Origin of the sequence: Mariniphaga sp. (genome assembly GCF_041687215.1) — a bacterium.
Taxonomy (GTDB): Bacteria; Bacteroidota; Bacteroidia; order Bacteroidales; family Prolixibacteraceae; genus Mariniphaga.
This window is the reverse complement of the sequence record NZ_JAWLCI010000084.1, coordinates 1-16,465: the sequence shown is the minus strand read 5'-3', so window position 1 is coordinate 16,465 and position 16,465 is coordinate 1. Positions and strand designations below refer to the sequence as shown.

Genomic DNA, 16,465 nt, shown 5'->3' with positions numbered 1-16,465 from the left:
ACTCCGTAATCGTAGATTTTAAGATGGAGGCTGAAGAAAGAGTCGGGAAAAACGTCGGGGAAGAGTCGGAGAAAATGTCGGAGAAAACGTCGGAGAAAACGTCGGAGAAAATTCTAAACATGATGAAAGACAATGAAAATATTACCATTGCCGAATTAACTGAAGCTATTGCTGTTTCTTCACTTTCAATAGAACGAAATATTGATAAAAAGAAACCCTGAATGAATTTCATGCAGGGTTTCTTTTTATACTTTGATGTTGGTGTCGATAACTGATCCTTTGGGTTTCTGGCGCATTCGTTTGGGAATGCTTTGAATTATCGTCTCTTTTAACGCTGTAATTTGTCGATCTTTTGGGTTGCTTCTTGTGGTAACCAAACTGATTTCCCTGACCGGGGTCTGGCCGGAAATAGGCTTAACCAGTTCTTCCAGTTCCGAAGAAATATTAATTGTGGCCAGTTCAGGAATAAAAGTAATGCCATGCTGGTTTTCCACAATCCTCCGCAACGATTCAATGGAATTGCTTCGGTAAATCAGGTTTTGTGATTTCTCCTTTTGCAGGTTGATTTTGCAAATGGAATTCACCTGGTTTTGAAAACAATTTCCTTCCTCCAGATACCAAATATCTTCTTGTGTTATTTTATCCATATCAAGCTTTTCCTTCCGGAATTGCGGGTGCTTTTCGGAAACATATGCAAAGAACCGCTCAAAAAACAAACGCTCGAATATAACCCCAACAGCAACTACCGGGGTTGAAAGAATTCCGCAATCCAGCGTTCCCATTTTTATCTGGCGAATAATCTCCTCGGTTTTTTGCTCTGTTATTTCAATTTTTAATTGAGGAAAATCTGAATTTAGTTTATTGATAAACAGATGCACCAGATAAGGAGCCAGCGTGGGAATAATTCCAACTTTCAGATACCCTTTTACTTCGTCTCCCATTTCAAACGAAACCTGTTTTAGCTCATTTACCAGCTTCAGTATTTCAACCGATTTTTCATAAAAAACTTCCCCTTCAGGTGTGAGTTGAAGCGGCCTTTTTCTTCTGTCGATTAACGTGAATTCCAATTCTTCTTCCAGTTTGGCAATTTGCAGGCTTAAGGCAGGTTGGGTGATTTTTAGCTTTTCAGCAGCCAGCGAAAAATTACCGTGTTGAACCAATGCTTTTAAATATTCGAGTTGAGAAAAGTTCATTATTAATTATTATTATGAGTGTATAAAAATAGTAAATAATACTTATAGTATATTTGTAACAGATAAAAAAATAAAAAACCATTTAAAATTTAGTGAGATATGAAAACAAATAATGCAAAATTAGTTGAGAAATTAAACCAGTTGCTGGCCGATTACCAGATTTATTACCAGAATTTGAGAGGTTTACACTGGAATGTAAAAGGCGCACAGTTTTTTATGCTTCATGAAAAGTATGAAGAGTTGTACAACGAAGCAGCAGAAAGTGTTGATGAAATCGCTGAGCGAATTCTAATGGTTGGCGGACAGCCTCTTCACACGTTTACCGATTATTTAAAAGTGGCGAAACTGAAGGAAGCCGGTTTTATTTCGGACGGTAAAAAAGGAGTGGAAGTGGTTTTGGAAAACAGCCGTTATTTTTTGAAAAGTTTTAACGAAATTCTGGAACTTGCCGATGGAGATGAAGGAACTTCCGCATTGATGAGCGACCTGATTGGCGCTACCGAAAAACGCATTTGGATGTTTGAATCTACATTGGGTTGATAATACGCACAAACAATAATTGAAGCCTCGTAAATTTTTGCGGGGCTTTTTTGCTATTCCGGTTTTACATTAAATCTGTTATCGAAACTAAAGTTTTTAAAGATTTTTTCGGTTACTTCAAAAATGGGTGCGACAATTTTAAAGAAACTAATTTCCGACATATCGGAAGTAGGGAAAAATCTTTCTATATTGTATATTTTTATACCAATAAAATAATGAAAGAAAGAAGTAGCTTATGAAAAAGAAACCGGGAATTGGAAAAATGATTAGGGCGCCTTTCCTGTCATCCATTATCGCTCCCATAGTATTGGGAACCCTGCTGGCTGTTTACCTGAACGACAGTATCGAGTTGCTCAATTTTCTAATCGTGTTAATTATCGGCATTGGATTACATGTAGCTACCAATGTTTATAACGACATTTATGATACCATACAGGGAACAGACAAGGTGAATGTGCATCGGAATGAATCCAGTGGAGGTTCAGGGGTTTTACTTGATCATCCTGAGCTTATGGGAAAAATGTATCTTCTGGCACGCATCGGACTGATTGTGGCGCTAACCGGAACAATAGCACTCATGCCGCTTATAGATAAAAGGTTATGGCCATATCTGTGGGGACTTTATTTGCTTTCAGCTTTTTTCAGCAAGTACTATACAGCGCCACCATTTAAGCTGGCTTACAGGGGATGGGGCGAAATATCTGTCTGGTTTGCTTTTGGACCCATGGCTATTCTTATAGCAACGGTTAGTCAGAACCTGGGATTGCATCCATTGGTTTTGTTGCTGATGCCGGCTACGGGGCTCAGTACTTCTTCCATATTACTGGCAGGCCAGATGATTGATTTGGACGCAGATCGTGCGGGTGGTAAACACGGAGTTGCATCGCGAATGGGTACCCGGTTTACTGCAGTACTTTATCTTCTAGTGCAGTCAGGAATTATTTTAAATGTTATTTTATTGTTCATCTTTTTCCCGGACAATTCGTGGCTTTTCCTTATTGCACTTATTCCTTACCTGCTTATTTTTCCTAAAGCTGCAGGTATTATTTTTAAAAATCATGACAACCCTGACCTGATAAAACAAGGCGCTAAACAAACGGTGCTTATCCATATAGCATTTTCTTTTTTGCTTATTCTTGGGTTTGTGTTATATATTCTTTTTTGACAACCGAAGCTGATTGCTGTTTATTAAAAGAGCCACGATAATAAAAGGAAAAAAACGAAAGCAGTAACCGAACCCAGCATATTTACCAGATCATTTGGAGTAATGGATTCCAATGATTTCCGCTTTCTAAAATACTTCATCTGAAGCATTTTGTCTTCCACAAAAGCTCCAAGCAAAGAATCTACAAAGGTGGCAAAAAACGCAGAAATGCTTAGAATTGCTATCATATTCCAGTTGTAAAAGCCAAAAAATCCATAGTATGATAAGGATGAGATAATAGCCGTACCAGCTAATGCGGTTAAACTGCCAAACAAAGAAATACCACCATTTGAGCCGGCTTGAACCGTTCTCATCTTCGACAAAGAAAAGCATCTTTTATTCAGCAAAGGACCAATCTCACTGGCCCAGGTATCAGCAGTTACAGCAGCCACGAAAGCAATAAAGAGCAGTATAAATATTTCACTTTGCGTGAATAAAAACAGTATGGAGCTGGTTACTGCCCAAATTGTATTGGCTATAACCTGCCAGGCATTCCGGGCAGTGGAATTTTTTCCGGCGCTTTTTTTTGCATGATGTAATTTTGTAAAAGCTGCGGAACTCAGAAAAAAAAGCAAAACGGGTGTCAGCCAGGGCCAACCTGCAATTCCTGCAAAATAAAAACCCAGTAAAAAAGCAACAAAACTTCCCCGGCGGGTAAGAATTTTGAATTTAAATAACAAAAAGCATCCTGGTGCTAAAACGAGCAAAACAGTGGACAAATAAAGGTAATCAGCCCCAAATTGATGAGTCAGTAAGAATAATAAGGCAAGCCCGGCCGGAATAGTGAAATTGTCAGAACCCCGCATAGAGGCTGTTTCCAGAATAACTGCCCACAGTAAAGCAAAGAGAATATAAAAGAAATTTGAATTCAATGGATTGGGCAATAAAAAATAAAAAATCAAACTGGCAGAAAAAGCGTAGGCTGCAATTCCGTAAATACTTTTCCGGTCGTGGAACGTCCGAATCCAGCCATTTCCCTTCTGTATCTGTCCCACAAAATTTGCCAGCGTATCTGAAATGGAGAGAACCAACAAAGCAGATTGAAAATAATACAAAGGCAAATGATACAATATTAAATAAGACGACAATATACCAACGGGATAAAAAAGGGTACCCAGACTTGCATCAGTCGTTTTATGCAAAAGGCGAAATTTTTTATAATTGAAAGTCAGAAAAGAGAAAACAGTACCGGCTATAATTAGATACAGCAAAACATTCTTCTCCAGAACATGGCTAAGTATCCATATAATCAGACCGATAGAAAGATGAATAAGTTTCCTGATAATTAGTCCCTTCTGATCTGTCATAGTTTTTTCTTTGGAGGTTTAAATTTATAATAATTATGCTAAAACTATTCATGCTCAGGTGGAATCAAGTTTGTCAGCCGCAATCCACTTTACGTCATCAATCCCAAAAACTAACTGATATGATTGGGCAATTACACGAAAAAGCGCACAATCCTGTGAAAGCATGAATGACTCCATTTCGGGATGTCGCTTCAGATGCGCCTGGTAGGGCGCTTCATTCCCGGCTATAATTATTTCTTCAGTTTGTCCGATAATGGTTAGCACTACACTTTCCTTCAGCCCTTCCATATTTAAATATTCACCTTCAATGAGAACAGCCACCTTATTGTTATCAGAAAGATTTCGATACTTAAGCGTATTCCGGTAGGTAACAAAAATAATTTGCCGAAAATTTTTAAATGGTGTTATTGCTATTAAACTCGTGTGCGGCTGGCCATTACCCTCTGTGGCCAGAACAGCAAAGCCACTGTTTTTAAGTACGGCCCCAATATAATCCTTTATTGTGTTCTGTTTATTCATATTCTTATAAGGCTGGGAAGCCCGAATTGTTTTGTCCATTCGCTGGCAATATTTCTTATTATTCCTCAGAAGATGAATGCTTAAAAGGCATAATATTATCCATACAAAATTGTGCTTTACCGTTGTTGTAAGTTTTTATGTAAATATTCTTTTATCAAATCAACTTAAAAATATATTTTTTAAAGCTCTGTCCAGGTTGTTTAAACGTTTGTAAAAATTTAAAAACATTTTTGCCATAAATAAACCAATGGCTAAATTAGTAAAAGTTAGGTTGTATCAGGTTATTTTAAAACATGTTCTTTTAAAATCTGATTTTGGAATTATGCCTACCTTTGCCCACTGTGCAGAAAAGAGAAAATTATGCAAAAATTGTTGTTGTTTTTGGTTTTATTTATTCCGGTTACCCTGTTTTCGCAGGTAAACCAAACCGATTCCAGTGGTTTGCGACAGGGGAAATGGCAAAAGGAGTATCCCAATGGGCGGCTGATGTACGAAGGAATGTTTGAGGACGGAAAGCCAGTGGGAGAGTGGACCCGTTTTCATGAAGGCGGACAGGTGAAAGCCAAAATCAGGTATGCAGAAAGTTCTGATTCTGCCTTTGCGCAACTGTTCGACCAGTGGAGCAAAAAAATTGCCGAAGGTGTGTATGTAAACGAAAAAAGAGAAGGGGAATGGATTTTCTTTTCAAATAACGTAAAAGTTGCTGAAGAAGAATTCAGTAACGGAGAAAAGCACGGATTGTCGCAAACGTTTTATCCTACCGGAGAAGTACTTGAAGAATCGGAATGGGAAAATGGAATTCAGCAAGGTAATTACCGGGTATTTTTTAAATCCGGAAAACCATATATGCAGTGCAAATTAAGCAACGGAAAACGAAACGGGTTGTGCCTTTCCTATTTTCAAAACGGAAAGGTTGAAATGGAAGCGCACTACAAAAACAATTTACGGCACGGCGAATGGAAGTTTTACAACGACCAGGGTGAATATTTATACACGTTAATTTATGAAGACGGGCAATTGCTGAATCCTGAAGTACGCGACAGCATTGACAACAATCAGATTCTGGAACTTGAATCCGGCCGGCATTCCATTCCCGATCCTGAGAAATTTATGCAGGATCCTTCGGAATACATGATGCAAATGCAAAATATCAGGTAAAAATCAGGATATTTCGTTATTTTGCGATGTATTTTACAAAGAAAAAAAATCACCGGAATTGATCAGGCCGCGATGAAGAAAATAATTTTCCTGTTCATATTAGCCCTTTTTTTTGAACCTTTTATTACAAAGGCTCAGAGCTATTACTGGGTGGCTTTTACAAACAAGGATAATTCACCCTGGTCGCTTTCCTTTCCTGAAGATTATCTTTCTGAAAAAGCCATTGAACGAAGGGAAAAACAAAATATCGCCATCGATTCGCTCGATTTACCGGTAAATCCATCTTATATTCAGCAGGTTCTGAATTTGGGTGCTACCTTTGTTCACGCTTCCAAATGGTTAAATGGGATAACGGTAAAGGTTCCCAACGGTGATTTTTTAAATGAAGTATCCCAATTATCTTTTGTTAAAGAAGCTCAACTCACCAAAAGAGAAACCCAGGTCAAAAGTTCAGTTAATAAATTTTTTGTGCCTGATATTTCAGATAAAACACTTGAAATTGATACATTGATTTATGGGAAATCATCACATCAGGTTGCCCAGCTAAACGGACAGTTTTTACACAATCAGAATTTTAAAGGCCAGGGAATAACGATAGCGGTTTTGGATGCCGGTTTTGATCGCGTAAACCAATATGCTGCATTCGATAGTTTATGGATTTACGGACAAATTGCCGGAACAAAAGATTTTGTGGCAGCAGGTGAAGATTTTTTTGAAGGGCATTACCACGGAATGAGCGTTCTTTCCACCATGGGCGGAAATGTTACCGGAGAATTAATTGGTACGGCACCAAAAGCAACGTATTGGCTTCTTCGCTCGGAAGATCACAACACCGAATTTCTGATTGAAGAAGATAACTGGGCAGTTGCAGCAGAATTTGCTGACAGCGTGGGCGCCGATGTCATCAATTCCTCGCTGGGCTATTATACTTTTGACGACCCGGCAATGAACCATACTTATGCCGATATGGATGGAAATACCACCCGGGTGGCCAAGGCAGCCAATATTGCTGCTTCCCGCGGAATGCTCGTATTTTCCAGCGCCGGAAATGAAGGCCGTGAGAATAATCCCTGGAAATACATAATTACACCGTCTGACGGTGACAGTGTGATGGCTGTGGGAGCCGTAAACAAGGATGGAGTTCCTGCCCCGTTTACTTCATGGGGACCGGCATCCGACGGAGACATTAAACCCAACGTTGCGGCAGTTGGCTGGAATACCATCATTCAGCGCAGCAACGGCACCATCGGCACCGGAAACGGAACTTCCTACTCTTCTCCGGTTATGGCCGGCGCAGCCGCATGTTTATGGCAGGCAAATCCGTTTGCCTCTGCACCGCAGGTGAAAAGTGCTCTTGAGCAGAGTGCCCATTTATATGCAAATCCTGATTCATTGCTGGGATTCGGAATACCTGACCTGAAATTAGCCGATAAAATTTTAAAAACCACAATTCTTGAACAATGGGCAAACGGCTACAACTGGCTGGTTTATCCCAATCCTCTGGATAATTATATCATCCTTCAAAAAAACAGCAATGTTTCAGACGAAAAGGTGTGGATTTCATTTTATACCCTGGATGGTAAACTGCTTAGAAAAGAACAAAAATCCGATGCCCCGAAAATTATGATTCAAAATTTGCAGTCATTGCCGACCGGTTTGTTAATTTTACACATAGTTTCAGGTGATATTTCTGAGGCTGTAAAAATAAGGATTAGTCGTTAAGCAGATGGAGCAAAAGCTGACATTATTCGAATTAAACCAGTGGATTAAGGATGCACTAAGCAGTGCAATCCCCGGAACAGTTTGGGTTGTTGCAGAAATTAGCGAACTGAAAGAAAACCGCAACGGACATTGTTATCTGGAACTGGTGGAAAAGGAAGGGAATGAGATTACTGCACGAGCCCGGGCAACAATCTGGTCATACACTTACCGCATTTTGAAACCTTATTTTGAAACTACCACCGGCCAGTTTTTTACCCATGGATTAAAAGTACTGGTGCAGGTTTCGGTGGAATACCATCCGGCTTACGGATTAAGTCTGAACATCAAAGATATTGACCCTGCCTACACAGTAGGCGACATGGCGCTGCAACGAAAGGAAATTATCGAACGGCTTCAAAACGAAGGGGTTTTCGATATGAATAAAGAACTGGAACTGCCGCTGGTGCCTCAAAAAATTGCCGTTATTTCTTCCAAAACCGCTGCCGGTTACCAGGATTTTATGAACCAGTTGGAAAACAATCCGCCGGGTATTAAATTTTATACACACCTTTTTGAAGCATACATGCAGGGAACGGAAGCTGTTCCTTCCATTATGGCAGCTCTTGAACGGATTTTCGAATACGAAGAATTTTTCGATGCGGTGGCCATTATCCGCGGCGGGGGCGCCACTGCAGACCTGAGTAGTTTCGATAATTACGATCTGGCATTTCATATCACACAGTTTCCTTTGCCGGTGGTTACCGGAATCGGCCACGAAAAAGATGACACAATCATCGATTTGGTTGCTCACACACGCATGAAAACACCCACAGCAGTGGCCGAATTTTTTATCAGCGGTGCCGAACGTTTCTATGAAAGGTTGACCAGTTTGGAGGAAGAAGTGGTTCAGTTGGCCCGAGAAACTGTGGATTCAAAACAGGAGCAACTGGCAGATTATGCTGAAAATTTACACCGTTTTGTGGGAACTTTCATCAACGAAAAAAACAGGCAGTTGGTTAAAACCGGAAATAATTTACAGCAACAGGTCAGCCGGTTTTCATTCAATAAAAAATATGAACTGAATAACCTGAAACACGACCTGCACTCCGCCTTTTCAATTTGGAAGGTGGAAACCAGGAATTCCATCGACCGGCAAAAAAGAATTTTAAAAAGGGTGGTTCATGAATCATTGCTAAAAGAAATGGCTAATTTTAACCAACTAAAAGAACTGGTGAAACATGAATCCGTGCGGTTTCTGACAAAAGAACAGGAGCGGACTCTTCGGAATGAAAATACTGTGCGTCTGTTGAATCCCGAAAATGTACTCAATCGCGGTTATACGTTGACCCTGAAAGAGGGAAAGATTGTAAAATCAGCGGTACCGCTTGAGTTGAATGATGAAATTGAAACCCGGTTTGCCGATGGAAAAGTAAAAAGTAAAATCACAAAAAAAGAATAACATGGCAACAAAAAAAGTAACCTATAACGAAGCAATTTCGGAGATTGAAGAAATTCTCGAAAAAATTGAAAACGAAGAACTCGATGTGGACGAGCTTGCCGATAAAGTAAAACGGGTTTCGGCATTGTTGAAAATTTGCAAGGACAAACTGCTCAAAACCAACGAACAGGTGGAGCAGATTTTAAAAGAAATGGAAGAATAGGAATATTTTCAAATTCGTACTTTTGTAAAAATGGATATTATGAAAAAAGAGGATGTCGCAAAAACAATAGATCATGCGGTTTTAAAACCGGAATTTACAGCGGCGGATTTGCAAAAACACGCTCAAATGTGTATTGAAAACAAGGTGTTCAGCATGTGTGTGAAACCGTGCGATATAAAATCGGCCAAAGCACTTTTGGAGGGAAGCGGTGTGAAAGTTTCCTGCGTGCTCAGTTTTCCCCATGGTGCCGATGCCACTCCCGTTAAGGTTTTTCAGGCGAAACAGGCCATAAAAGATGGTGTGGATGAAATTGACATGGTGATGAACATCGGGAAATTTCTGGGGGAAGATTACCATTATGTGGTGGAAGATATTGCCTCCGTCGTTGAAATAGCGCATAATTATGGTGTTTTGGTGAAGGTGATTCAGGAAAGCGGATTTCTTACGCTTGAACAGGTGGAAAAAGCCTGCGAACTTTCATACATGGCAGGTGCCGATTTTGTAAAAACTTCAACCGGTTTTGGCCCCGGCAAAGCCACCCCCGAAGTGATTGACGTTATGGTAAAAACGGTGGGCGATAAAATGAAAGTGAAAGCCTCGGGCGGAATTCGTACCTGGGAAGAAGCAGTCGCTTTTTTGGATCAGGGCGCCGACCGGCTTGGAATTGGCTCAACCGAAGCCGTTTTGAACGGAGCTAAAGCTGAAGGAAATTATTGATTTTATTTCTCCAAAAAAACAGGCATATTTGTAATCCTTGCTGAAAAGGAGAAATCATGTATTTTTTAAACGGCGATCGAATATATATAAAACCAGAAACCGGCTGCGCTTCACTTGATGCTCAGTTGCTCAATTGTTTTGAACAGTTGCAAAAAATCAATTCAGGCAAACAGATTTTTAAACTGAATTTTTTTGCCGAGGTTTCTTCAAAAGAAAATTACGTGAAGTTGCAATCCCAATTGCAGCGCTTGGTTGCCGAAAAATTTCAGAATCCGGTTATTTGTGCGCTTATTGCGCAACCTCCTTTAACTTGCCGTATTTTGGTGGAAGCTTTTTATTTTGATCCCGCTCTCTGGAAACAGGAATTCATTCATTCCGAAAATGGTTCTGCCATGCTCTTTAAAAGAGAAAACGCCAGTGTTTTGATTGGAAACGCACAATCTGACAATTCTTCCGGATGCAGACAAAATGCTGAAACAGTTTTTAATTCGTTTGAAAATTTATTAAAACGTGCAGGAATAAAATTTCATTCAGTCATTCGGCAATGGAATTACATGGAGAATATTACTGACTTCGATGGAGATAATCAGCGCTACCAGGATTTTAACAATGTGCGGGCCGGTTTTTATGCTGAACATTTTAAGAAAAACGGATTTCCTGCGGCTACCGGAATTGGCATGAACCGGGGAGGTGTTATTATCGAATTTGTTGCGCTGGATGCTGCCGAGGCAGTTAGTCTGCCGCTCGATAATCCGGAACAGATAGCTGCGCATGATTACAGCAAAAATGTGCTGGTAGGAAATGAGTTAATAAATAAATCGACACCAAAATTTGAACGTGCCCGCTACCTGGAGCTGTTTGGCAAAAAGCAGGTTTTTATTTCGGGAACAGCTTCCATCAGGGGCGAAAAAACAGTTGGCATTGGCGACCCGGCAAAGCAAACCAAAATCACCATTCAAAACATGCAACGGTTATATTCACCGGAAATATTGTCTCTACTATCCGAAAATTCACTTCGCCCGGTTTACGGGCATGCCCGGGTATATGTAAAAAACCGTAAAGACTTTGCCGCCATCAAAAAAACCTTTAAAAGCTATTACGGCAATCTGCCCGTGGTTTACATTATTGCTGATATTTGCCGGGAAGATTTACTAGTGGAAATTGAAGGGAAGGTGATACTTGAATAATAAAATTTTCACTTATTAATTCAGAAACTGTCTTTCAGAAAAGCAGGATTAAGACCTCTGTGATCTATGTGCCTATGTGTTTTGTCCTCCTTCAGAAACCATATTCCTGATAAAGTAGGATTAAGGCTGAGTTGGAATGAGCGAATCGCCCGAATGGATGCCTACGGCAAAATCCAAGTACCGGAAAATTCAGAATTAAGATGTAAAGGTTGGCTGGTGGCATCTGTTTATGTGAGGGAAGTAATATGATTTTTAAAGAAGTACTGAATTTTACCGTATATATTTGTGTTCTGTAAGGAATTTTTATGATTTTTATAAAAAATGTAAAGCGATGAGGAAAACTACCAAAGAAATAATCAAAGAGAAAGAACAAATCATTGCTTCTGATAGAGATAGTCAAATATTTTTCGATGCGGTAACTCAACCGGCAAAACCGTCTGAAACTTTAAAAAAGGCTCTGGAAGATTACCACAAAAGAAAAAGAACCGTTCTTTTTTGAGAAAATGGTTCTATTTGAACTTTCAATTTCCTGAAGCGAAGTAATGGATTTTCTCAGAACCTCAAATCCACCCCAACCATAAAATGCCGGCCGGCCTGCGGGAAATAGCCATCCATTTTGTATCGCTCGCCACCCAAAATATAAGAATAAACCCAGGCATTGCTTTCGTATTCTTCGCTGAGCAGGTTATTTACCATCAGGTGGAGGGCAACCTTGTCAAACAGCTTGGTATTGAATGAATAATCCACCTTCAGGTTATTCACCAAATACGCGTCCAGACTGCGTTCGTCGCTCGAGGTGTTGTCGATAAACTGTTTGCCCACGTAAGAAGAAATAAAAGCGAAATTGAGATTTTTCACCGGTTCGTAAACCAGTTGGCTGTTGGCAATCACGTTGGGCGAAAAAGCAATGTCAGTGGTTCCAAGGTTAAAAGATTCCTGTTCCCAGGTATCCCAATTGTCCACGTATTCAGTAAAGTTTTCAATTTTATTTTGGCTGAATGTGGCGTTGGCCAGCCATTGCAGATTGTGTGTAATTAAAACCACCGATTGCAGTTCAACACCTCTCCTGAAACTTTTTTCTACATTGGTCATAATGGGATTGCCCACATCGTTGATTTCGCCGGTTAGCACCAACTGGTCGTTGTAATTCATTAAATAGAAATTCAAATTTCCCGAAAAACGAGGCGATTTGAATTCATACCCCATTTCCCAATCGTAAAGGGTTTCATAAACCGGAGGCTCCGCCTCAAGTCTGTTGTCGATGTATGCCGAACGGTTGGGTTCGCGGTTGGCTGTGGCAAACGACAAATACAAATTTTGATTCTCTGTCGGCTCGTAAAAAACTCCCAGTTTCGGATTAAAAAAGCTGAATTCGTGTTCCTGTGTGATATTCCGCAAATCGTCGTCAATACCGTCAATCGAATAATCAATGAGGCGGTATTGAATGTCCGCAAAAAGGTTCAGCTTTTCAGCTACCTGGTAATTATATTTTCCAAAAAGGTTGAAATCCTTTTTAAGGCCATTGTTGGAATACCATTCGTGATTGAAGTCAGCATTGCCTAAAAACCGAGCCCAGATTACATTTCCGTAATGGTCGCCGTCATACGTATTCCAACCGCCCCCCAAGGTAAAATCGCTTTTTCTTTTTTGGTAGTTTAATGAATAAGTGAGCCCGTAAAAATGGTTGTCGAGCCATTTCCGGTTCACCAAATCGGTAGATTCCACTATTTCTTCACCAATATGGATATTTGGAATCTGGTAATCTTCCAGGTCTTCATCTTCCTTAAAGTTTTCGTAGTATCCTTTTCCACGGATATAAAAACCCGAAGCATTCAAATTTAATCCCGGACTAAATTTGTGTGAAAAATGCAACTGGTAGTGGTCTTGCTGATAGTAATCTACCTGATTTTCGTAGGTGTACAAATTGTAGGTGCGGCTGTTGGAATTAATCATTTCCTGCGTTTGATCGTGCGAGTAAAGCCAGTGATCTTCGTAGCGTTGCATTCCTTCCAAATCGTTATTTAATCGAACTGAAGGAACACCGTTCCACGATTGATATGTTGTTTCAATTCCTGAAAAAACATTGGCTTTTAAAACCGTATTTTCGGAATAATATCCTGCAGAAACAAAGAACGATTTCAAATCGGAAAAAGCCCGGTCGATAAATCCGTCGGAGTTTACTTTGGAGAGCCGTGCATCAAGGGTGAATTTACCGTTAAGAAGTCCGGTACCGGCAGAAACTGTGTTTTTAAATGTTTTAAACGAACCGGCAGCGGTTTTGTATTCTGCATACGGGTCTTTGTTTAGGGTATTGGTTTGCAAGTTGATGGTGGCTCCAAAAGCAGCAGCGCCATTTGTTGATGTTCCCACGCCGCGCTGAATTTGTATGTTTTCGAGCGATGAGGCCAGATCCGGCTGATCCACAAACCATGTTCCGTGCGATTCGGCGTCATTTAGGGGAATTCCGTTCACCGTCACGTTAATTCGGTTCAGGTCGGTGCCGCGAATACGGAAGTTGGTGTAACCCACGCCGGCACCTGCATCAGAAGTAGCCACAAATGAAGGAGAAAGTTGCAACAAATAAGGAATATCCTGCCCCATGTTGCGGGCGGCAATTTCTTCTCCGGTAATGTTGGTGTAAGCCACCGGGGTTTTGTCTTTGGCGCGTGTGGCCGAAACGAGCACCTCGCCCGTCATAATGGAAGCCGGTTCCAGTTGGAAGGTTACAGGTTGTTCGGAAGGAACTTTTACCGGTATTTCCTGCGTTTCGAAACCCACAAAGGAAGCTTTCAGAATGTAGTCGCCTTTTTTCAGATTTCGGAATTCGAAACTGCCATCGCTTTTGGCAGACACCCCGTAAAAGGTATTTTCAATAACAACGCTGGCACCGGGAAGTGGTTCTCCGTTCCCGGTTACAACTCCTTTCAGGTTATGTTGCCCCAGCGCGGCAACAACCATAAACTGCAACAGCAGCCAAAAACTTAAACGTTTCATTTTTAGAAATTTTGGTTATCAAACTAACCAATGGAGAGGGACGCATCCCTTTTGCCCTCCCTTCGCCGGCATTACCCGGATCAGGTTCAGTGGGTATAATCTCAGCCCTTAATTATTAAGGCACCCCCATTGCATAAATATCGGGGCAAAGTTAAAAAGGATATTTGAAAAAGACAAAAACGGAATTTATTTTTAAAAATAAGGTGCGCTTTTCCCCGCGGCCATTTTTGTTTTTTAGTCTGTCTCTTTTTTTATGACGACCTGGTGAACCGTCTCAAGTACACCCGGGATGGTGTGCGCCGAAGGGATGTCTATGCCAGGAGGTGCTCCGGTGGGCTTAACGGCTCACCGGCCATCTGCTCGGCTGTGCTTAAGTGGCTTATGCTGCAATTTCAATTCCTGTCTTTTTTATTTCAATCACAAACGGATTTCCTGAATCAAAATCAGCATGAGAAATAGGATGTGGTTCAATTCTTGAATCAATTTGTGCTGCCAGCATCATGAGTTGTACTTGAATTTCAAATCGTTTTGAATCATCCAGATTTGAAAAAATCAATGCGACATCTATATCACTATCCTCAGTCGATTTTCCTTTAGCATATGAGCCGAATAGATATACTTTCTCAATATCAGTGAATTGTTCTTTAATTAAATCCAAATATTTTGCTATTGTTGAATCAATGTTTTTATCCATGGTCTTAGCTTTTTTAATTTATCAATCCACTCTTCGGTAAATTCAGTTGTACATTGTTTTTTAAAGCTCATTTTATAATCATCATATCTGGCATTGATGTTAAATGCTGTAATAGTCACAAGTTGTTTTTTTATGTCATCCGTCAGACTCAATTCAGCTTTCTCTGCAAGTCTCAATAGGTTATGAATAAATGGCGGATAGTCAGATTTTACTTTTACATAATAAGCTTTTAAAAGTTTTTCAATCATCAAGTGCCCAATAAATAAAGACCAACTAAATCTTTTCGAATCAAACATTACAATCATTGTCTCATAATCATCATCAGAGCCAGCAATCCAATATTCAATCAGTTTATTTTTGTTAAAATCTTTATTATCCATAATTTCAAAAATACGAAAATATCAATAATCCGCGCTATGAACATGGACGAAATGCTCTTTTGCCATAAAGCGCTACTGAAAGCTCTGAAAATATCAATTTTCAGCGTTAAATAGCAGCGTGTAGCATGAAATATTTACAGAGGTTGCCCCGCCCGGCTATAGCGGTTGAACGGAAAATTGTCCCTTGGGTATTCCTGACGACTTGGCGAACCGCCCCGAGCAATCGGGATGGTGTGAGAGCCTCTCCCTGCCAGCGTTTGCTGGTGGGGCGGGCTACTCGATTATATGCCGTATTTATTAATTTCATTCATCTTAAATATTTGATAAAACTTTAATTCCACTTTTTCTCATAAGTTCACTTGCATTAAAGTCATTACAAATACCCGGATGAAGTTCATAACTAAAAATCATTGAATTCTCCTTAATTTCACTGTTAAAACTATAATTTGTAACCAACCTTTTATTCTCCGATAACTTTGCAAGTTCAATATCATGTGTTGCAATAATTCCTGACGCTTTAAGCCCACTTATCTGATTAATCAATGAAAAACCTCCTTTATGCCTGTCTTCCGAGTTTGTGCCTTTAAACATCTCGTCTAAAAGAAAAAATACATTTTGACTCTTTTCAATTAGTTTCAGCATCTTTTCAATTCTACTTAATTCGGCATAAAAAGAAGAAATTCCTTTTTTTAAATTATCTTGGGTTCGCATACTTGTAAAAATTTTCAGGTTCGAAACCTGCCCATATTTTGCACAGCAAGGAGCCCCGGCTAAAGCTAAAACAAGGTTTACACCGACGGTTCTCAAAAACGTACTTTTCCCTCCCATATTTGAACCTGTAACCAAAACAACATTACCTTGTCCCTCTGAATGAAAATTATTACATACTCGTTTTTTCGCATTTATTAAAGGATGCCCCAACGACTCAAAATATACATAGCTGTTTTTATCTGTAATTTCAGGAAATGTATATGTTGGGTTTGAATAGCAAAAACCTGCGAAACTATTAATTACCTCAAATTCACTAACTGCTTCAGACCATGATTTTAGAAACGCTTTATTTTTTGATTTCCATTTTTCGGCACCAATAATCAAGTAAATATCAATAAGTAGAAAAGGGTGGCGATCCGGTATTACGCAGATTTACAATAATTTGATCAAAAATTGCTCCTGCTTGTTAATATATAAACAACTAAAAATTAACAGTTAT

At 39.9% G+C, this 16,465-nt stretch carries 17 protein-coding genes and 1 riboswitch; of the genes, 10 read left to right on the top strand and 7 right to left on the bottom strand.

Features of this window, described 5'->3' with window-relative positions; genetic code table 11:
- The coding region (locus tag ACESMA_RS19775; RefSeq protein ID WP_372950601.1) for a hypothetical protein at positions 1–221 on the top strand (221 nt) is incomplete at its 5' end.
- Positions 222–245: 24 nt separating this feature from the next.
- On the opposite strand, the gene ACESMA_RS19770 is transcribed toward ACESMA_RS19775, so the two are convergent.
- The gene (locus ACESMA_RS19770) at positions 246–1,193 is read right to left on the bottom strand and encodes a LysR family transcriptional regulator (protein WP_372950600.1); all 948 of its coding nucleotides are present in this window, start codon (positions 1,191–1,193) and stop codon (positions 246–248) included.
- 99 nt (positions 1,194–1,292) lie between these two features.
- Between ACESMA_RS19770 and ACESMA_RS19765 the strand changes: the two genes are divergently transcribed.
- On the top strand, positions 1,293–1,733 hold the full coding sequence (locus ACESMA_RS19765; protein ID WP_372950599.1) for a Dps family protein: 441 nt from the start codon (positions 1,293–1,295) through the stop codon (positions 1,731–1,733).
- A 235-nt stretch (positions 1,734–1,968) separates the two neighbouring features.
- The gene (locus tag ACESMA_RS19760; protein ID WP_372950598.1) at positions 1,969–2,898 is read left to right on the top strand and encodes a prenyltransferase; all 930 of its coding nucleotides are present in this window, start codon (positions 1,969–1,971) and stop codon (positions 2,896–2,898) included.
- A 23-nt stretch (positions 2,899–2,921) separates the two neighbouring features.
- Here ACESMA_RS19760 and ACESMA_RS19755 read toward each other — a convergent pair whose 3' ends face one another.
- A complete protein-coding gene (locus ACESMA_RS19755; protein WP_372950597.1) occupies positions 2,922–4,244 on the bottom strand; it encodes a DUF92 domain-containing protein in 1,323 nt (440 codons plus the stop codon).
- 54 nt (positions 4,245–4,298) lie between these two features.
- Positions 4,299–4,802, bottom strand: coding sequence for a pyridoxamine 5'-phosphate oxidase family protein (locus ACESMA_RS19750; protein WP_372950596.1), 504 nt, complete (start codon positions 4,800–4,802; stop codon positions 4,299–4,301).
- Positions 4,803–5,123: 321 nt separating this feature from the next.
- On the opposite strand from ACESMA_RS19750, the gene ACESMA_RS19745 reads away from it, so the two are divergent.
- The 7 genes from ACESMA_RS19745 (at position 5,124) to ACESMA_RS19715 (ending at position 11,686) form a co-directional block, all read left to right on the top strand.
- The gene (locus ACESMA_RS19745; RefSeq protein WP_372950595.1) at positions 5,124–5,921 is read left to right on the top strand and encodes a toxin-antitoxin system YwqK family antitoxin; all 798 of its coding nucleotides are present in this window, start codon (positions 5,124–5,126) and stop codon (positions 5,919–5,921) included.
- 72 nt (positions 5,922–5,993) lie between these two features.
- Complete coding sequence (locus ACESMA_RS19740) at positions 5,994–7,643, top strand: S8 family serine peptidase (RefSeq protein WP_372950594.1); 1,650 nt, start codon at positions 5,994–5,996, stop codon at positions 7,641–7,643.
- 4 nt (positions 7,644–7,647) lie between these two features.
- On the top strand, positions 7,648–9,081 hold the full coding sequence (gene xseA / locus ACESMA_RS19735; RefSeq protein WP_372950593.1) for an exodeoxyribonuclease VII large subunit: 1,434 nt from the start codon (positions 7,648–7,650) through the stop codon (positions 9,079–9,081).
- Between the two features lies 1 nt (position 9,082).
- Positions 9,083–9,283 (top strand): exodeoxyribonuclease VII small subunit, encoded by a 201-nt coding sequence (xseB, locus tag ACESMA_RS19730; protein ID WP_372950592.1) that lies wholly within the window; start codon positions 9,083–9,085, stop codon positions 9,281–9,283.
- Positions 9,284–9,322: 39 nt separating this feature from the next.
- Complete coding sequence (gene deoC, locus ACESMA_RS19725; protein WP_372950591.1) at positions 9,323–10,000, top strand: deoxyribose-phosphate aldolase; 678 nt, start codon at positions 9,323–9,325, stop codon at positions 9,998–10,000.
- Between the two features lie 56 nt (positions 10,001–10,056).
- Entirely contained in the window at positions 10,057–11,187 is a 1,131-nt protein-coding gene (locus ACESMA_RS19720) for a hypothetical protein (protein ID WP_372950590.1), read from the top strand.
- Between the two features lie 331 nt (positions 11,188–11,518).
- Positions 11,519–11,686 carry a DUF1778 domain-containing protein gene (locus ACESMA_RS19715; protein ID WP_372950589.1) on the top strand — a complete coding sequence of 56 codons (168 nt, stop codon included), beginning with the start codon at positions 11,519–11,521 and terminating at the stop codon, positions 11,684–11,686.
- 53 nt (positions 11,687–11,739) lie between these two features.
- Here ACESMA_RS19715 and ACESMA_RS19710 read toward each other — a convergent pair whose 3' ends face one another.
- From ACESMA_RS19710 to ACESMA_RS19695, 4 genes are all read right to left on the bottom strand, one after another.
- A complete protein-coding gene (locus tag ACESMA_RS19710; RefSeq protein ID WP_372950588.1) occupies positions 11,740–14,181 on the bottom strand; it encodes a TonB-dependent receptor in 2,442 nt (813 codons plus the stop codon).
- A 41-nt stretch (positions 14,182–14,222) separates the two neighbouring features.
- A riboswitch (TPP riboswitch) is annotated at positions 14,223–14,319 on the bottom strand.
- A gap of 241 nt (positions 14,320–14,560) precedes the next feature.
- Positions 14,561–14,875: a nucleotidyltransferase domain-containing protein gene (locus ACESMA_RS19705; protein ID WP_372950587.1), complete on the bottom strand. Its 315-nt coding sequence runs from the start codon at positions 14,873–14,875 to the stop codon at positions 14,561–14,563.
- Complete coding sequence (locus ACESMA_RS19700) at positions 14,848–15,255, bottom strand: HEPN domain-containing protein (RefSeq protein ID WP_372950586.1); 408 nt, start codon at positions 15,253–15,255, stop codon at positions 14,848–14,850. Before ACESMA_RS19700 ends, ACESMA_RS19705 begins: the two co-directional genes overlap by 28 nt.
- Before the next feature lie 312 nt (positions 15,256–15,567).
- Complete coding sequence (locus ACESMA_RS19695; RefSeq protein ID WP_372950585.1) at positions 15,568–16,350, bottom strand: MutS-related protein; 783 nt, start codon at positions 16,348–16,350, stop codon at positions 15,568–15,570.
- Between the last annotated feature and the right edge of the window lie 115 nt (positions 16,351–16,465).

Excerpts from the sequence above, each read along its gene's own strand:
- xseB (WP_372950592.1), top strand. The coding sequence starts at position 9,083 with ATGGCAACAAAAAAAGTAACCTATAACGAAGCAATTTCGGAGATTGAA.
- ACESMA_RS19750 (WP_372950596.1), bottom strand. The coding sequence starts at position 4,802 with ATGGACAAAACAATTCGGGCTTCCCAGCCTTATAAGAATATGAATAAA.
- ACESMA_RS19740 (WP_372950594.1), top strand. The coding sequence starts at position 5,994 with ATGAAGAAAATAATTTTCCTGTTCATATTAGCCCTTTTTTTTGAACCT.
- ACESMA_RS19720 (WP_372950590.1), top strand. The coding sequence starts at position 10,057 with ATGTATTTTTTAAACGGCGATCGAATATATATAAAACCAGAAACCGGC.
- xseA (WP_372950593.1), top strand. The coding sequence starts at position 7,648 with ATGGAGCAAAAGCTGACATTATTCGAATTAAACCAGTGGATTAAGGAT.
- ACESMA_RS19760 (WP_372950598.1), top strand. The coding sequence starts at position 1,969 with ATGAAAAAGAAACCGGGAATTGGAAAAATGATTAGGGCGCCTTTCCTG.
- ACESMA_RS19765 (WP_372950599.1), top strand. The coding sequence starts at position 1,293 with ATGAAAACAAATAATGCAAAATTAGTTGAGAAATTAAACCAGTTGCTG.
- ACESMA_RS19745 (WP_372950595.1), top strand. The coding sequence starts at position 5,124 with ATGCAAAAATTGTTGTTGTTTTTGGTTTTATTTATTCCGGTTACCCTG.
- ACESMA_RS19770 (WP_372950600.1), bottom strand. The coding sequence starts at position 1,193 with ATGAACTTTTCTCAACTCGAATATTTAAAAGCATTGGTTCAACACGGT.
- ACESMA_RS19710 (WP_372950588.1), bottom strand. The coding sequence starts at position 14,181 with ATGAAACGTTTAAGTTTTTGGCTGCTGTTGCAGTTTATGGTTGTTGCC.
- ACESMA_RS19715 (WP_372950589.1), top strand. The coding sequence starts at position 11,519 with ATGAGGAAAACTACCAAAGAAATAATCAAAGAGAAAGAACAAATCATT.
- ACESMA_RS19700 (WP_372950586.1), bottom strand. The coding sequence starts at position 15,255 with ATGGATAATAAAGATTTTAACAAAAATAAACTGATTGAATATTGGATT.
- ACESMA_RS19705 (WP_372950587.1), bottom strand. The coding sequence starts at position 14,875 with ATGGATAAAAACATTGATTCAACAATAGCAAAATATTTGGATTTAATT.
- deoC (WP_372950591.1), top strand. The coding sequence starts at position 9,323 with ATGAAAAAAGAGGATGTCGCAAAAACAATAGATCATGCGGTTTTAAAA.
- ACESMA_RS19755 (WP_372950597.1), bottom strand. The coding sequence starts at position 4,244 with ATGACAGATCAGAAGGGACTAATTATCAGGAAACTTATTCATCTTTCT.